The sequence below is a fragment of the Thalassolituus sp. ST750PaO-4 genome (assembly GCF_020320405.1).
In the GTDB taxonomy this organism is placed as follows: domain Bacteria; phylum Pseudomonadota; class Gammaproteobacteria; order Pseudomonadales; family Oceanobacteraceae; genus Venatoribacter; species Venatoribacter alkanivorans.
Genome location: NZ_JABVCB010000010.1, coordinates 137,756 through 153,249, shown reverse-complemented (window position 1 = coordinate 153,249; position 15,494 = coordinate 137,756). Strand labels below are relative to the sequence as shown.

The window sequence follows — 15,494 nt, the reverse complement described above, 5'->3', positions numbered from 1 at the left end:
TGCGGCTCCTATAATTAATTTGCGCCCAGTATAACGGTTACACACGTATTTACAGGGCTTTAAAGTTGATTTGCGCGCTGTCGCGGCTTTTTCCGGCCTGTTGCAGGCGCTGCAGGTAATCAGCCCACAGTTCATCACGATGCGTGCATAAATGATAGAGATAACTCCAGTCATACAGACCTGAGTCATGGCCGTCGTCAAACACCAGTTTCAGCGCATAATTACCGGCCGGTTCAATACGCAGCAATACCACATCTTTTTTACCGCTCTGCAACACCTCATTGCCGACACCATGACCACGGACTTCTGCCGAAGGTGAGTGCACACGAAGAAATTCATAAGACAGCTCATAAGGCTGCTCACCATAGGTCAACTCAAGACAGTGGCTGACTTTCTTCACTTTTATTGCTTTTGGAATCACTGTTATTCCACTCCGGGAGTATGGATAACGGGCGGATGAGATAAAGCGCGCTACACTTTTATGTAAGGCATACATGGTGTGTCGCCCAATATCAGGCTCCGGTTGTACCTGATGTAGTTTACTATCGGTGAGATTGAGCTGCCTATGAATTCTTTACGCAATATCAGTATCCGTGCCCGTTTATGGGTAATTCTCAGTGCTTCCGTAATATGTGTTCTGCTGATCCAGCTGCAAGCCATGCAACATATTTACAACACCATAGACAAGGCGAAACAACAGGCGGTAAAACAGCAGGTCGACAGTGCATACAGCCTGATTGAGCATTATTACCAGCTCAGCCAGCAGGGAATGCCGGTAGCAGAAGCACAAACCCGGGCAAAGGATGCTGTCCGCGAGCTGCGTTATAACGGCAATGAATATTTCTGGATTAACGACTCCGCACCCGTCGTTGTCGTTCATGGTGTCAAAGCAGAGCTGGAAGGAAAAAACGTTAACGACGTTAAAGACCCCAATGGCCTGTATTTGTTCCGCGAAATTGTAAAAGCAGCAAAAAGTAAGTCCGAAGGCAATTATGTGCACTATTACTGGCCCAAGGCCGGCAGTTCGGAACCCGTATCCAAGGTCAGCTACGTTAAACAGTTCAGACCCTGGGACTGGATTGTCGGCACCGGTGTTTATACCGACGACGTAATGACCGCCTTCTGGCAAAGTGCCACCGGCCTTATTACCACCAGTCTGATTTTTATTATTCTGTTGATTGCCGTCATCATGCTGGTATCGAACAGCATCCGTCATCCGCTGCGGGTTATCACTCAGGCGATGGATGATATTGCCCGCGGTGAAGGCGATCTGACTCAGCGTTTACCTTCCAAAGGTCAGGACGAAATCACCAATATTGCTCAGGCCTTTAATACCTTTATTGGTCAGATTCACAAAGTTGTGAGCGAAAGTAAAACCGCCTCAGAACTGTTGGCGCAACTGACCCGTGAGATTGCCACCGTCAGCAGTGAAACACGCCGCCTCACCGACGATCAGCTGCAACAGACCGATCTTGCTGCCACAGGCTCGAATGAAATGAGCCAGACTATTCACGAAGTGGCTGGCAATGCCGAACGCGCCGCCGCCGCCGCCCGGGAAGTCGATGACAACGCCCGCCGTGGTATGAAAACCATGCAAACCACACAGCAAAGCATTGGTAGCCTTGCCGCCGATATCCAGAGCTCCTGCGAGGTGATTCAGGGTCTGCAGAGTGAAACCGACGCTATCGGTTCGGTACTGGATGTTATCCGTGGTATCGCCGAACAAACCAACCTGCTGGCACTGAACGCCGCCATCGAAGCCGCCCGTGCCGGTGAACAGGGCCGCGGTTTTGCCGTGGTCGCCGACGAAGTACGCACCCTCGCCTCGCGCACCCAGGAATCGACTGAAGAAATTAATAAAATGATTTCCCGCCTGCAGGATCAGGCCGCCAGCGCTGTACATTCGATGGAAGAAAACGTAAAAAATTCTGAATCCACCTCTGTCACTTCACAGCAGGCACTGGACGCGATATCAACCATCAGCACAGCAGTCAGCACTATTACCGAAATGAACCTGAGCATTGCCAGTGCGGTTGAGGAACAAAGCGCCGCCGCCAACGAGATCAGCGGCAACGTTGTACGGATCGCTGAATCTTCAGGGCATATTGCCGACAATATGGTAAAAACCGATCAGTACGGACAGAAACTGTCCGACAGCAGTGAAGCTCTGGTCAGATTAATTGAGCGTTTCCGGATTTAAATTGCGCCAAATAACGTTACACATAAAAAAAGGAGGCCTGCAGGCCTCCTTTTTTTATCCGTATCTGTGTCAGAGAATAAACTGACTCAGATCCTGATCGCGGGCCAGATCGCCCAATTGCTTCTCAACATAGGCGGCATCAATTTCGACCGCCTGAGTCATATCGGTTGCATCAAAAGATACCTGCTCCAGCAGTCGCTCCATAATGGTATGCAGACGGCGGGCACCGATATTTTCTGTGCTCTCGTTCACCTCAAAGGCAATTTCTGCCAGACGCTTGATCGCATCCTCGGTAAAGTTAATATCCAGCCCTTCGGTTTTCAGCAGCGCTTTATACTGTTCGGTCAGCGATGCTTTTGGCTCGGTCAGAATACGCTTAAAGTCATCCGGCGTCAGCGCTTCCAGTTCCACCCGGATTGGCAGACGGCCCTGTAATTCCGGAATCAGATCGGAAGGCTTGGACAGATGGAATGCACCGGAGGCAATAAACAGAATATGATCGGTTTTGACCATGCCGTATTTAGTGCTGACGGTGCAGCCTTCGATTAATGGCAGCAGATCACGCTGTACACCTTCGCGCGAAACATCGCCACCGGAACCACTTTCATGACGCTTGGCGACTTTATCGATCTCATCAATAAAGACGATGCCGTTCTGTTCCACCAGCTCCAGTGCACGGGCTTTCAGCTCGTCCATATTCAGCATTTTGGCGGCTTCTTCGTCGCGCAGTTGTTTGAAGGCTTCTTTGATTTTTAATTTACGTTTGTTTTTCTTTTCGCCACCGAGGTTGGAAAACATGCTCTGCAGCTGACTGGTCATTTCTTCCATGCCAGGAGGTGCCATAATTTCCACACCAACGCTGACCTGCGCCAGATCGATTTCAATCTCTTTGTCATCCAGCTGCCCTTCGCGCAGCTTTTTACGGAAAACCTGGCGCGTTGAGCTGTCTTCTGTTTTTGGCTCTTCGGTAGTGTCCCAGCTGGTTGTGCTGCTGCGCGCCGGCGGTAACAGTACATCCAGAATACGTTCTTCCGCGGCCAGTTCGGCACGGCTGGCAACCTTGACCATTTCCTGCTCACGCAGCAGTTTCAGACCGGTTTCGGTCAGATCGCGGATAATGGATTCAACATCTTTACCGACATAACCGACTTCGGTGAATTTGGTGGCTTCAACCTTAATAAAAGGTGCATTGGCCAGCTTCGCCAGACGGCGGGCAATTTCGGTTTTACCAACACCGGTCGGGCCGATCATGAGGATATTTTTTGGTGTTACTTCATCACGCAGTTCCGGCTGCAGCTGCATCCGGCGCCAGCGGTTACGCAGCGCAATGGCAACCGAACGTTTGGCATTGTGCTGTCCGATAATATGACGGTCGAGTTCATGCACGATTTCGCGCGGGGTCATCTGGCTCATGGATTATTCTCCCGCCTTCAGTTCTTCGATAGTGAGGTTGCTGTTGGTAAATACACAGATATCTGCAGCAATATTCAGACTTTTTTCGACGATTTCACGGGCGCTTAATTCGGTGTTTTCCAGCAGCGCACGGGCCGATGCCAGTGCGTAATTACCACCAGAGCCTATGCCAATCAGATCGTTTTCCGGCTGCAGCACATCGCCGTTACCGGTGATGATCAGCGACGCCGTATGGTCGGCAACCGCCAGAATCGCCTCCAGCTTGCGCAGCGCACGGTCAGAACGCCACTCTTTCGCCAGCTCAACCGCAGCACGGGTCAGTTGCCCATGGTGCTTCTGCAGCTGCGCTTCAAATTTTTCAAACAGGGTAAAGGCATCTGCCGTTCCCCCGGCAAAACCGGCCAGCACCTGATCGTTGTACAAGCGCCGCACCTTACGGGCATTACCTTTCATTACGGTATTACCCAGAGAAACCTGCCCGTCACCGCCAATCACCACATCATTACCACGGCGTACGGATACAATAGTTGTCATGAAAATTTCCTGCTTTCTGATGCACGAATAACCGATATGGGGGTCGCCGCAGACAAATCAAGTCACTCCCCTGCGTAACCGCCAGAACGCGACAGGTGTTGCCAAAGACCGGGCCGGAAACGATACTCGCGCCTTTTAATGTTTATGGGGAAGTCATCATGATCATCGCCAAGGATACCGTGGTGCAGCTGCACTACAGCCTGTTCGACGAGCAGGACCAGCTGATCGAAAGCACCAATAAAGATGCCGGCGGCGAAGCCATCGCTTATCTGCACGGCCACAACAATATGATTGCCGGATTTGAACAGGCCGTTGCCGGCAAAGAAGCCGGTGAGCATATCAGCATCACCCTGACCCCGGATCAGGCCTATGGCGAGCGTCAGGCCGATGCCGTCGCACGCGTGCCGGTAAAACACCTGCAGGGCGCGAAAAACTGGAAGAAAGGCATGGTTGCCTGGGTCGAAACAGAACAGGGCCCCCGTCAGGTAACCATCGTTAAAGTTGGCCGTTTTATGGCCGACGTCGATACCAACCACCCGCTGGCCGGCAAGACACTGAAGTTCGAAGTGGATGTCGTTGCTGTACGCGCTGCAACCGCCGAAGAGATCTCTCACAAGCACGCTCACGGTGCCGGTGGCCACCAGCACTAAGGCTGTTTAATCAGAGAAAACAGCCCCTGACTGAACCCAGACTGAACGGCCCGCAACGGAATTTATTGTTCCGCCACCGGCCGTTCAGCCTGTTTTTTGATCGTTAATGGCTTTCCAACCAGACGTAATATTCATCCCGCTGGGCGTCATACCAGGTGTCACGGATGCGCGCTTTTACCGTTACGCCGCTGACCTTTTCCACCGTTTCTTTATTCAGACTGACGCTGCTGGCGTCGTTGCGTATCCGTTCCGATAAATAAGACACGCTGCTGATTTCTACCCCCTGCTGCGCGGCAAGACGCTCGCGGGCACGCTGCAATGCGCATTCTTCCTGAGCATAACGGCCTTTAATATTAAACCCGCAGGATGCCACAACGCCGTTGCCCGGATTCATAATCCACGCCGGGGCACCATCCTGAACCTTAGCTCCGGCACAGCCATACTGTAATAAAACTGTGATCAATAATGCTGTTGCCAGCGCTGTATTTTTCATCTTTGACACGTCTCACATCCGCCATAATCCCGTGTGGCATTTTGCCATAGCATCCGCTATTCTCGGCACACCTTTTATAGCAGTTTACTTTTATTAAACCGCTCACTTCATTCAAGGAGAGGAAGATGAAACTTCGCGCTTTATTCGCTGTAGCGACGACCACTCTGCTGGTCGCCTGTGCTTCTAACCAACCAACTCAAGCTCCGGTAGCCAGCTGCGTATTCGCCGATGGTTCTGGTCAGGCCGCTCCTGAGTGGGTGTGTGGCGCTCCGGTTGATGGTCTGGATCTGTCTGCCGTTGGTTACGCTGACAAGTCTGCTGCCGGCCCTAACTTCATGAAGCAGATGGCTGCAACCGCTGCCCGTGTTGAACTGGCACAAACCATGAAAGTGGAAGTGCAGAACATGATCAAACAGTACGCCGAAACCACTGGTACCGGTGATTCTGAAACCGTTGATCGCGTTAATACTTCTGTAACCAAACAGATCACCAAAGAAACTCTGGTAGGTTCTAAAATCTTCCGTCAGATGCCAACCCCAAGCGGCGGTATCGTAGTTCTGGTTGGTCTGGATGCTGACACCGTTAATAAACTGGCGGAACAGGCAATCAAAACCTCTATGAACAATGAACGTGCCCTGTGGCAGAAATTCCAGGCCGAGAAGTCTTTTGACGAACTGGCTTCTGAAATTTCCAACATGCAGTAAGCGTTTAACGCTGACGCACGATCATAATAAGAAGCCGGCGTCTGCCGGCTTTTTTATGCGAGGAATCCCGATGAAATTTCCAGCAAAGCTCTCTGTTTACCTTTGTGTCTTACCAGCACTCAGTCTGTCGGCTATAGCAACAGCCGAGTCTGAATATGAACAATGGTTAAAGAAAACCCGTGGCGATTTTCAGACCTATCTGGATGAAAATGACAAAGCCTTTATTCAGTTTCTGCAGCAGAAATGGCAACCGGTTGATGTGAAACCCGCCGAGCAGCGTGATCCGAAACCCAAGCCGGTTGATCTGCCGGAAATTCCGGCTTCTGCCAAGCCAGATGCCAAACCTGCGGTAGATGACACGCCTAAAGTCGTCCTTCCCAAGCTGCCGCCGGTCGCAGAAGTTCCTGCGCCCAAACCACCGGCTCCGGAGCTGATCAAGCCACCACTAGCCAAGCCACCACTGACCAAGCCACCTGTTGACGACAAACCTGGTGCAGAAAAGCCAACGCTGGATAAACCGGTAGCAGAAAAACCCGCGAAAAAACCACCGGTCAGCGGTCCGGTTGCGCGTTTTGGTTTCTACGGAAATGCCATCGAAATTCCCTACAACGCCAAATTCAAACGCAATTTCAGCGGTAAAATTAATAACGAAAAAATTGCTTCATACTGGCAGCAGCTGGCCAGTGCTGAGCACAAACCAACGGTGCAGGCACTGCAGGCTGAAGCACAACGTCTGGGTCTGAACGACTGGGGCAGCGCCCAGCTGTTTGATCAGTTTGCCCGCGCCCTGCATAAAGACAGCACCAGCCGTAAGCTGACCAGCTGGTTCCTGCTGGTAAAAGCCGGTTACGATGCCCGTGTCGCCTATAACGACAAAGTTCATCTGCTGCTGACATCCGAACAGGAAATGTTTGGTGTTACTTTTTTCCGCCTCGGTAATAAAAAATATTACGCCATCAATCTGAATGAAAAAGCACTGAAGCCCGGCAAAGTATTTACCTACGAAGGCCAGCATGACGAAGGCTCACGCGCCCTTGATTTCAGCCAGCCGAATCGTTTTGCCATTGGCGGCAGCGAAGAACAGCGCCAGCTGAAATTTAAATACCGTGACCAGTCGTACAGCATCAAAGTAGCGTATCCACAGCGTTTCGTGAGCTACTTCAGCAGTTATCCGCAGCTGTCGTTGCCGAACTATTTCAAAGCCGGCTTACCGGCGGTAACCAGCGAATCACTGCTCAATCAGCTACGTCCGGTCGTGGCCGGGAAAAGTGAGCAGGAAGCGGTGAATCACCTGCTGCGTTTCGTGCAGACCGCTTTTGCCTATCAGACCGACGATGAGCAGTTCCACGAGGAAAATTACCTGTTCCCGCTGGAAACCCTGCACTACCCCTACTCCGATTGCGAAGACCGCGCCGCGCTGTTTGCCTGGCTGACCGAATCGCTTTTGGGGCTGGATGTCGTGATTCTCGACTTTCCGGGGCACGTTGCCACCGCAGTCGCCTTTAACGGCGGCGTACAGGGCGATAACTGGAGCTGGCAGGGCAAGCGCTACACCATCGCCGACCCCACCTATGTGAATGCCGACGCCGGTATGACCATGCCGCAGTTTGCCGGGGTCAAACCGAAAATCATGGCCTTCTGAGCCGCCCGTTACGGCACCAGCGGGAGAAGCCTGCGGGCTTCTCCCATCCTTCCTGTTAGGCTACCCTTGCGCCTTTACTGCAAACCAGAGCCCCTGTTCATGTCGTTATCTGTCGCTATTGTTCCCGTTACCGCCTTCGCCCAGAACTGCTCCATCCTGATGTGTAATGCCACCAAGGCCGCAGCCATCGTCGATCCGGGCGGCGATATTGAACGCATTCTGCAGCAGATAAATGCCATGGGTGCCAGAGCCGAAAAAATTCTGCTGACTCACGCCCATATCGATCATGCCGGCGGCACCGCCGAGCTGGCACGTCGCCTGAGCCTGCCGATTGAAGGTCCGCACGAAGGTGATCTGTTCTGGATTCAGGGACTGCCACAGCAATCCGCGATGTTTGGCTTTCCGCAGGCTGAGATCTTTACCCCGGACCGCTGGCTTAACGATGGCGATAAAGTACAGGTCGGCAGGGTTGAACTGGATGTGATTCACTGCCCTGGACACACACCCGGCCATGTGGTGTTTTACAGCGCTGCCGACCAGCTGGCGATTGTCGGTGATGTGATTTTTCAGGGCTCCATCGGCCGCACCGATTTCCCTAAGGGCAACCATGCCGAACTGGTGTCTTCCATCCGCGACAAATTGTTTCCGCTGGGTGATGACATTACCTTTATTCCCGGTCACGGCCCGGAATCCACCTTTGGCCACGAACGCCGTACCAATCCCTTTGTTTCCGATCATCGCGGCTGATCATCCTGGCCGGTAAACAACGGACATAAAAAAACGGCGTGCACTGCACGCCGTTTTTTATGTCCGATCGGAGTCATCAGTTCAGAACCGGTACCGGTTCTCCTCTGTCGGGCAGAGGAATGGCTTCTACATCCGGCAGAGCCGAGGTCTGCAGACGCGATAAGCGGTTCATCCGCGCCCGGCTTTCAGCCAGCGCCTCATCCATCTGCTCCTCGTAAATATCCAGCCAGGTGCGCGAACCGGGCACCATACGCGCCAGATCACGCATCCCCTGCTTCAGCGCATTCAGATGCAGCTGATAGCTTTTTTCCTGCTCCAGCATCAACGCCTTAAACGCCGTGGCATTACTGCTGTCGAGAATATTTTTGGTGTCGGTCATGCTCTGTTCATAAGCGATAGCCGCTTCTTTCAGAATGCCAACATCACGCTCCAGCTTGGCAAAACTCTTACTGTCGACATAGGCCACATCCGGCTGCATCAGCTTAACCACCGCAATGGTTACCGCCACAGAAATCGCCACCACCGCCAGTACAGCGATGATCATCAGTACAACCCGGTTAGTGGATACGGTGTCTTCCAGCATTGCCAGACGCTGGGCTTCGCTCAGCTCACCTTCGCCTTCTTCATGTCTTGTCACAAAAAACTCTCTGTATACAAATGGCAGGATAAGTTTAGTAACGGATTGGCTGTAGCGCCAATCAACAAACCGATACACCAACACAACAGGTCTGACAGCGTCATACAACAGTCATCCCGGCGCGGCACAGTCTGCGTTACTACCCGACCACCTCTGACAACATTGGCGCATTCTTCGTTCAGCAAACGCAGATTCGTCGCTTCGCCTGATTGCCGCCATGCGCAGAGCAGCCGAGGATGGTACGCCACATTCATCGCGTGAAGGAGCAGACGATGGCACAGACCAGCAATACACCACCGGAGACCGATCAGGCTGCAGCCAGACAGCTGCTGGGAACCCTTAGCAATCAGGCACAGGACATTGAGGCGGCCTATCAGCATCAACTGCGTCAGACGGCCACCCAGCTACTGCAGCAGCACCAGCCCGCCGAACAGCAGGCACTCTGTCTGTCGCTGAATAAGCTGATTGCCGCCCGCCAGAGCCTGCTTAACGAACCCGTGGCAACCAGCCCGGACGAGGCTGCCGTTGAGGCCTCAGTCCACACCACAGGTGCAGAAAACCAGCCGCCGCAACAGCCTCCCCTGATACGCACGGATTCTTCTGCAGGCTCCAGCGCCTCCCTTTGGTCTGCCATTACTGCTCCACGCATGATGCTGCTTGCCTTGCTGTTACTGTGCATCACCGCTGCCAGCCTCACATTCAGCCAGCAGCAACATATCCACAGCCTGCAACAGCAACTCCTGAGCCTGCAGCAAAGTCTGCAATCCAGTCAGCAACAACTGGCGCAGCAGTTAACCGTACAACAGCAGGAACGGGCCGAATGGCGGCATACGCAGCAGGAATACCAACACCAGATCACTGCCGCACAGCAGCAGTTACTGGCTCAGCAGCAACAAGCCAGTGCGCAACAACAGGAGTGGCAGCAACGTCTGGCCAGTGTGGATAAAGCACTGGCGCTGGAACAACGCGAAGGCGATGCCCTGCAGCAGCGGATTAACCGCCTTAGCCGGGTATCGGAAGAATTGATTGCCAACCTGTGCGCCGACAGTGCTGCCGTTGGCCCCGCGGTCGGCCTGACGATCTATGCGCAATACATGCAGCGCTGCCAGCAAAGCTGGGAACTGGCGGCGCAGTGAGCAGTGAGCAGATGCCGGATGCCGGATGCCGGATGCCGGGCATAAAAAAACCCGCACAAGGCGGGTTTTTTCGGTTCGGGCTTTATTACTTCTTGAAAGCACCGAAACGCTTGTTGAAGCGGTCGATACGGCCACCGGTATCAACAACTTTCTGCTTACCAGTGTAGAACGGGTGGCAAGCTGAACACACGTCCAGGTACATAGTACCAGGCTTAGTGGATTTGGTTTTGATCACGTTGCCGCAGGAGCAAGTTGCTTCCAGAGCAGCGTACTCAGGATGAATACCTTCTTTCATGGGACACCTCTTGGGTCTTCACGCCGCCACTTGCGAATCTTCTCTCCACAAGTACCGCGCTACTGGATTACAAAAACTTGCCCTTGCATGGGCAATAAGGACGCGCATAATACCAGAGCCGACCTAAGCAGCAAGTCTTTTCATGTCCTTTTTTGTTGTCGAAATTGCTCTTCCCCTCCCGCTACGCCGCACTTTTGACTACTTGCCGCTGCCCGGAGAAACGCCGGATCACTATCGGCCCGGCCAACGCGTACGGGTGGAATTTGGCCGTCAGTTGCTGCTGGGCATCGTACTCAGCTGCCGCGGGCAGTCGGATGTTCCCAGCAATAAGCTGAAACCTCTGCTGGCACGCCTTGACGATACCCCACTGATCGATGAACACAGTCTGGCGCTGTGCCGCTGGCTGGCCGATTACTATCACCACAGCATGGGCGAAGTGCTGGAGCATATGCTGCCGACCATGCTGCGCCGTGGCTGCGAGCTGAGCGAGGCCGACGAACGGGTCTGGCTGAAAACCGCAGACGAGCCGGCCAAAGCCCTGCGCGGCAGCAAACAACAGGCGCTGTGGCAGTTATTTCAGCAAAACCCGCAATGGCCACACAGCGAGCTGACCTCTCAGGGATTTACCCTTGCGCAGCTGCGCAGTCTGGCCGACGCCGGACTGATTGAAGAACGCCAGCAGCTGCCACTGCCGCCGGTTATTCAGGAGAATCAGCGTTTTCACAGCCTGAACCCGCAACAGCAGAGTGCACTGAAGGCACTTGAACCGGAGCTGCATCACTTTCGCGCCTGCCTGCTCGAAGGCGTAACCGGCTCGGGCAAAACCGAGGTCTATCTGCGTCTGATCGAGCAGGTACTGGCGGCGGGCAAACAGGCACTGGTACTGGTACCGGAAATCGGTCTGACTCCACAAACCGTACGCCGTTTCCAGGCGCGTTTTAATGTACCCATCGCCATGCTGCATTCCGGCCTGAACGACCGCGAGCGTCTGCAGGGCTGGCGTCAGGTGAGTGAGGGCGGCGCACGCATTCTCATCGGCACCCGTTCGGCGGTATTCACGCCGATGCCCGACCTCGGCCTGATTATTCTCGACGAAGAACACGATGCCTCGTTTAAGCAGCAGGATGGCCTGCGCTATTCGGCGCGCGATTTTGCTCTGGTACGGGCGCATAAAGCCGGTGTACCTATTGTGCTCGGTTCGGCCACCCCCTCGCTGGAAACCCTGCACAACGCGCTCAGCGGTAAATACCTGCACCTGAAACTGAGCCAGCGCGCCGGCGATGCCAAAGCACCGGGCATGAAGCTGCACAGCATTCTGCACCAGCCACTGACCGCCGGTTTCGCCCAGCCGGTGCTGAACGCCATGCATAAACATATAAGCGACGGCAAACAGGTGCTGGTGTTTATTAACCGCCGCGGTTTTGCCCCACTGCTGGCCTGTCGTGACTGCGGCTGGATGGCCGAATGCCGACGCTGCGACGCACGCCTGACCCTGCATCAGTATCCGCCGCATCTGCATTGTCACCACTGCGACTTCCAGCAGGGTATTCCTGCGGTGTGTCCGCAATGTGGCAGTCAGCACGTTGAAGGTATTGGTCAGGGCACCGAGAAAATTCAGGATCAGCTTGCCGTGCTGTTCCCGCAGGTGCCGGTGCGCCGGGTCGACCGCGACACCATCCGCAGCAAGCAGGCGTTCGATAATCTGTTCGACGATATTCACAGCGGCGGCCCCTGCATTCTGGTCGGCACGCAGATGCTGGCCAAAGGCCACCACTTTCCCGATGTCACTCTGGTGGTAGTGCTGGACGCCGATGCCGGTTTATTCAGCGCCGACTTCCGCGGCATGGAACACAGCGCGCAGTTAATCTGTCAGGTGGCCGGCCGCGCCGGGCGTGAAGAAGCACCGGGCGAAGTGTGGATTCAGACCCTGTACGCCGAGCATCCGCTGCTTAACCTGCTGCTCGACAGCGGCTACCACGCACTGGCGCTGTCACTGCTGCAGGAACGCCAACAGCAGCAGCTGCCGCCGTACAGCCATATGGCATTACTGCGCAGCGAATGCGAAGACCGTATGCAGGCGCAGCAACTGTTGCAACAGGCGCGTGCCTTTGTGCAGCAATGGCTGCAAACCCACAGCGGCGCCAGCTGGCAGGCACCGGTTACCCTGCTTGGCCCCTTCCCCGCCATCATGGAACGGCGCAATGGCCGCTTCCGTTTTCAGTTACAGTTTTACGCCGCCGAACGCAGTGTGCTGCACCGTACCGCAGCGGCACTGGTGCATTTTCTTGAGCAGCACAAAGGCTTATCAAAGGTGCGCTGGAATCTGGATATCGACCCCATCGACACTCTCTGAACAGGCAGACAGCAGACTGTCCGGCAGGATAACGAGCGCCATCTATACTTGATCTTACTTATCAGGATAACCACCGCACACTGCCAACCTAATGCCCGCGCAAGGACCCGCCATGGAATACCTCAGCTTCCGCCACGCCCGCCAGCACTTTGCCGTTCCCATTGAAAGCGTGCGTTTTATTGCCGCCGAAAGTGCTCTGACGCCCACGCAGGTTGCCACCGGTAAAGGCCAGCAATTCGATATGGTGGAGTTTGAAGGCCAGGCCTGCATTATTCTGTCGCTGGCACGTCTGCTCAATCAGCCATCCGAACGCAGCAAAAGCCGTGAATTACTTGAGTTATTGCAGGCCCGTGAGCAGGACCATGTTCTCTGGCTTAACACCTTAAAAGACTGCCTGCAGCATGGCGGCAGCTTTGATCTGGCGCGCGACCCGCACCAATGCAAATTCGGCCAGTGGTACGACAACTTCCGCACCGACGACAGCCAGTTGCAGCATGTACTGCGCAGCTTTGACGAACCGCATAAACGTATTCACGCCCTCGCTGATCAGCTGCTCACCCTGCGTGATAACGATCAGGCCGAAGAAGCCCTGAACATTCTGAGTCATCAGGGCAGCAGTACGCTGCAACGCCTGCGCGACCTGTTTGCCGAAGCGTCGAACATGGTACGCAGCAGCATCCGCCCGACCGTAATCATGCTGCAGAGCAGCGAACAGCAAACCCTCGGTCTGCGGGTCGATGACGTCGGCGAAGTGTTCAGTTGCAGCGCCGCACAACTGGAAAAAGAGCAGCAGGACTATATGCCGCCCTTTGCCCGTGGCTGGCTGAAAGGCATCCGCATCGCCGGTAATGAAGTGACCATCATGGAAATTAATCCCGCCCGGCTGCTATCATCCACCGCTATTAAAGAGGGTCAGCTGCTGGCCTGAAACAGGTCAGCCGGAGAACCCTGTGAGTAACTCAGTCAACCAGTCTGCTGTACGCCCCAATCTTAAAAACCCCATTCACCTGCTGGCTTTCGGTTTAGGCTCCGGTCTGGCACCAAAAGCACCCGGCACCTTTGGCACTCTGGCAGCATTACCCGTCTGGTATTTTTTATTGCAGGGCATGCCAACGCTGCCGTATCTGGGCATCCTGATTGCCGGTTTTGCCTTAGGCGTCGTGCTGTGCGAAATCACCTCGCGCGACCTCGGCGTACATGACCACGGCGGCATTGTCTGGGACGAATGGATTGGTGTGTGGATAACACTGCTCTGGTTGCCGCACAGCGGCGATGTGCTCACCGACTTTGGCTGGTTGCTGTACGGCTTTGTGCTGTTCCGCTTTTTCGACATCCTCAAACCCTGGCCGATTAAATGGCTGGATGCCAAAGTCCATGGCGGTTTCGGCATTATGATTGACGATGTGATTGCCGGGATTTTTGGCTTGCTGGTATTGCAGGGAACGGTACTGGCGCTGGGATAATTCGCCAGCCTGCTGGCACATTAATATGCTGCAAAGCCGTTGCGGCAACACATATCGCAGGAGCTGGCCATGCCTGCGGCTCGTTGCCATGTCGGCGAAGTATTGTGATATCAATACTGCTGACGCTTTCTGTCACCAGCCGCCGCTATCCTCGCTGCTTTCTGAAGGAGAACCATAATGAAGATGAATTACTTTGTGTTTGGCACCAACAATATGGAAGCAGCGGTTAAGTTCTATGATGCCCTGTTCGAAAATACGGAAATGCGCCAGACCTTTGCGAGCGAGCGTATGACATTCTGGCAGGGTGAGGATGACGACGGAGCCTTTGCCGTGGCAATTCCTTTTGATCAAAACACAGCGACCAATGGCAATGGCACAATGCTGGGTTTCAGCCTTGATTCTGAGGATGAAGTTACCCGTCTGTATAACAAAGCCATTGAATTAGGCGGAAGCTGTGAAGGCAAACCCGGCCAGAGAGGGCCGCGTTTCTCGGCTTATGTGCGTGATCTGGATAACAACAAAATAGCCTTTGGTGCAAAAAATATGTAACCACGCTGGCAATGACTGAGAACGTCAGTCGTTGTTCTGACTGAGGAGGCTCCAGCCTTATGCCTGTCCCCGATCCGCAGAAAATCATTGCCTTTGCCACGGCTGAAGAACTTGGCCTGTGGCTCAGGCAGAACCACGCGGTTGAGCGTGAATTGTGGGTGAAGATTTTTAAGAAAAACACAGGTATTCCCAGCGTTGTCTGGGAAGATGTTGTATCAGAAGTTCTGTGCTGGGGCTGGATTGACGGTATCCGCAAATCTCTTGATGAACAGGCTTATCTGCAACGGATTACACCAAGAGGCCCGCGCAGTATCTGGTCGAAGAAAAATACTGAACATATAGAACGCTTAATCGCAGAAGGCCGGATGCAGGAACCCGGCCTGATGCACGTACACGCAGCCAAAGCGGATGGCCGTTGGGAAAAAGCCTATTGCGTCAGCGATATGGAAGTTCCCGCCGACTTTCTGCAGGCGCTGGAAAGCAGACCAGAGGCAAAGCAGTTTTTTGCAACGCTGCCCAAATCAAGCCGCACCCTGATAGCTTTCCGTCTGGCAGAGGCAAAAAAGCCCGAAACCCGACAGGCAAGATTTGAAAAATTCCTGACGATGCTGATTAACGGAGAAAAACCGCTTTAGCATTCCGCAGGACAAAAAATTAACCGTGTTGCTATTCAGAATT

General features: G+C 54.1%; 17 protein-coding genes. 11 read left to right on the top strand and 6 right to left on the bottom strand.

Annotated features, from left to right (window positions below; all coding sequences use genetic code 11):
- Positions 1-49 precede the first annotated feature (49 nt).
- Positions 50-421, bottom strand: coding sequence for a gamma-butyrobetaine hydroxylase-like domain-containing protein (locus HUF18_RS12585; protein ID WP_225692438.1), 372 nt, complete (start codon positions 419-421; stop codon positions 50-52).
- A gap of 144 nt (positions 422-565) precedes the next feature.
- On the opposite strand from HUF18_RS12585, the gene HUF18_RS12580 reads away from it, so the two are divergent.
- Complete coding sequence (locus tag HUF18_RS12580) at positions 566-2,200, top strand: methyl-accepting chemotaxis protein (protein ID WP_145470846.1); 1,635 nt, start codon at positions 566-568, stop codon at positions 2,198-2,200.
- 69 nt (positions 2,201-2,269) lie between these two features.
- On the opposite strand, the gene hslU is transcribed toward HUF18_RS12580, so the two are convergent.
- A complete protein-coding gene (gene hslU, locus HUF18_RS12575; RefSeq protein ID WP_145470844.1) occupies positions 2,270-3,613 on the bottom strand; it encodes an ATP-dependent protease ATPase subunit HslU in 1,344 nt (447 codons plus the stop codon).
- A 3-nt stretch (positions 3,614-3,616) separates the two neighbouring features.
- A complete protein-coding gene (gene hslV / locus HUF18_RS12570; RefSeq protein WP_225692437.1) occupies positions 3,617-4,147 on the bottom strand; it encodes an ATP-dependent protease subunit HslV in 531 nt (176 codons plus the stop codon).
- Positions 4,148-4,305: 158 nt separating this feature from the next.
- Here hslV and HUF18_RS12565 point away from each other — a divergent pair, with 158 nt between their 5' ends.
- Positions 4,306-4,797, top strand: coding sequence for an FKBP-type peptidyl-prolyl cis-trans isomerase (locus tag HUF18_RS12565; protein WP_225692436.1), 492 nt, complete (start codon positions 4,306-4,308; stop codon positions 4,795-4,797).
- 103 nt (positions 4,798-4,900) lie between these two features.
- Here the strand turns inward: HUF18_RS12565 and HUF18_RS12560 are convergent, their stop codons facing one another.
- Positions 4,901-5,299, bottom strand: coding sequence for a hypothetical protein (locus HUF18_RS12560; protein ID WP_225692435.1), 399 nt, complete (start codon positions 5,297-5,299; stop codon positions 4,901-4,903).
- A 116-nt stretch (positions 5,300-5,415) separates the two neighbouring features.
- Here HUF18_RS12560 and HUF18_RS12555 point away from each other — a divergent pair, with 116 nt between their 5' ends.
- The 3 genes from HUF18_RS12555 to HUF18_RS12545 all read left to right on the top strand — a co-directional run bounded on the left by HUF18_RS12555 (position 5,416) and on the right by HUF18_RS12545 (position 8,383).
- Positions 5,416-5,994, top strand: coding sequence for an LPP20 family lipoprotein (locus HUF18_RS12555; protein ID WP_225692434.1), 579 nt, complete (start codon positions 5,416-5,418; stop codon positions 5,992-5,994).
- Between the two features lie 70 nt (positions 5,995-6,064).
- A complete protein-coding gene (locus HUF18_RS12550) occupies positions 6,065-7,636 on the top strand; it encodes a hypothetical protein (protein WP_225692433.1) in 1,572 nt (523 codons plus the stop codon).
- Between the two features lie 99 nt (positions 7,637-7,735).
- Positions 7,736-8,383 carry an MBL fold metallo-hydrolase gene (locus HUF18_RS12545; protein WP_225692432.1) on the top strand — a complete coding sequence of 216 codons (648 nt, stop codon included), beginning with the start codon at positions 7,736-7,738 and terminating at the stop codon, positions 8,381-8,383.
- Between the two features lie 76 nt (positions 8,384-8,459).
- Here the strand turns inward: HUF18_RS12545 and HUF18_RS12540 are convergent, their stop codons facing one another.
- Positions 8,460-9,020 carry a hypothetical protein gene (locus HUF18_RS12540; RefSeq protein ID WP_225692431.1) on the bottom strand — a complete coding sequence of 187 codons (561 nt, stop codon included), beginning with the start codon at positions 9,018-9,020 and terminating at the stop codon, positions 8,460-8,462.
- 272 nt (positions 9,021-9,292) lie between these two features.
- Between HUF18_RS12540 and HUF18_RS12535 the strand changes: the two genes are divergently transcribed.
- Positions 9,293-10,156, top strand: a complete 864-nt coding sequence (locus HUF18_RS12535) for a hypothetical protein (RefSeq protein WP_225692430.1) — start codon at positions 9,293-9,295, stop codon at positions 10,154-10,156.
- Positions 10,157-10,241: 85 nt separating this feature from the next.
- Here the strand turns inward: HUF18_RS12535 and rpmE are convergent, their stop codons facing one another.
- Entirely contained in the window at positions 10,242-10,451 is a 210-nt protein-coding gene (gene rpmE / locus HUF18_RS12530) for a 50S ribosomal protein L31 (protein WP_145470828.1), read from the bottom strand.
- Positions 10,452-10,593: 142 nt separating this feature from the next.
- Here rpmE and HUF18_RS12525 point away from each other — a divergent pair, with 142 nt between their 5' ends.
- The 5 genes from HUF18_RS12525 to HUF18_RS12505 all read left to right on the top strand — a co-directional run bounded on the left by HUF18_RS12525 (position 10,594) and on the right by HUF18_RS12505 (position 15,451).
- Entirely contained in the window at positions 10,594-12,804 is a 2,211-nt protein-coding gene (locus tag HUF18_RS12525) for a primosomal protein N' (protein ID WP_225692429.1), read from the top strand.
- A gap of 112 nt (positions 12,805-12,916) precedes the next feature.
- A complete protein-coding gene (locus HUF18_RS12520) occupies positions 12,917-13,732 on the top strand; it encodes a CZB domain-containing protein (RefSeq protein ID WP_186436030.1) in 816 nt (271 codons plus the stop codon).
- 22 nt (positions 13,733-13,754) lie between these two features.
- Positions 13,755-14,267, top strand: a complete 513-nt coding sequence (locus HUF18_RS12515; RefSeq protein ID WP_225692428.1) for a phosphatidylglycerophosphatase A family protein — start codon at positions 13,755-13,757, stop codon at positions 14,265-14,267.
- 177 nt (positions 14,268-14,444) lie between these two features.
- The gene (locus tag HUF18_RS12510; protein ID WP_145470820.1) at positions 14,445-14,816 is read left to right on the top strand and encodes a VOC family protein; all 372 of its coding nucleotides are present in this window, start codon (positions 14,445-14,447) and stop codon (positions 14,814-14,816) included.
- Between the two features lie 59 nt (positions 14,817-14,875).
- Positions 14,876-15,451: a YdeI/OmpD-associated family protein gene (locus HUF18_RS12505; protein ID WP_225692427.1), complete on the top strand. Its 576-nt coding sequence runs from the start codon at positions 14,876-14,878 to the stop codon at positions 15,449-15,451.
- Positions 15,452-15,494 lie beyond the last annotated feature (43 nt).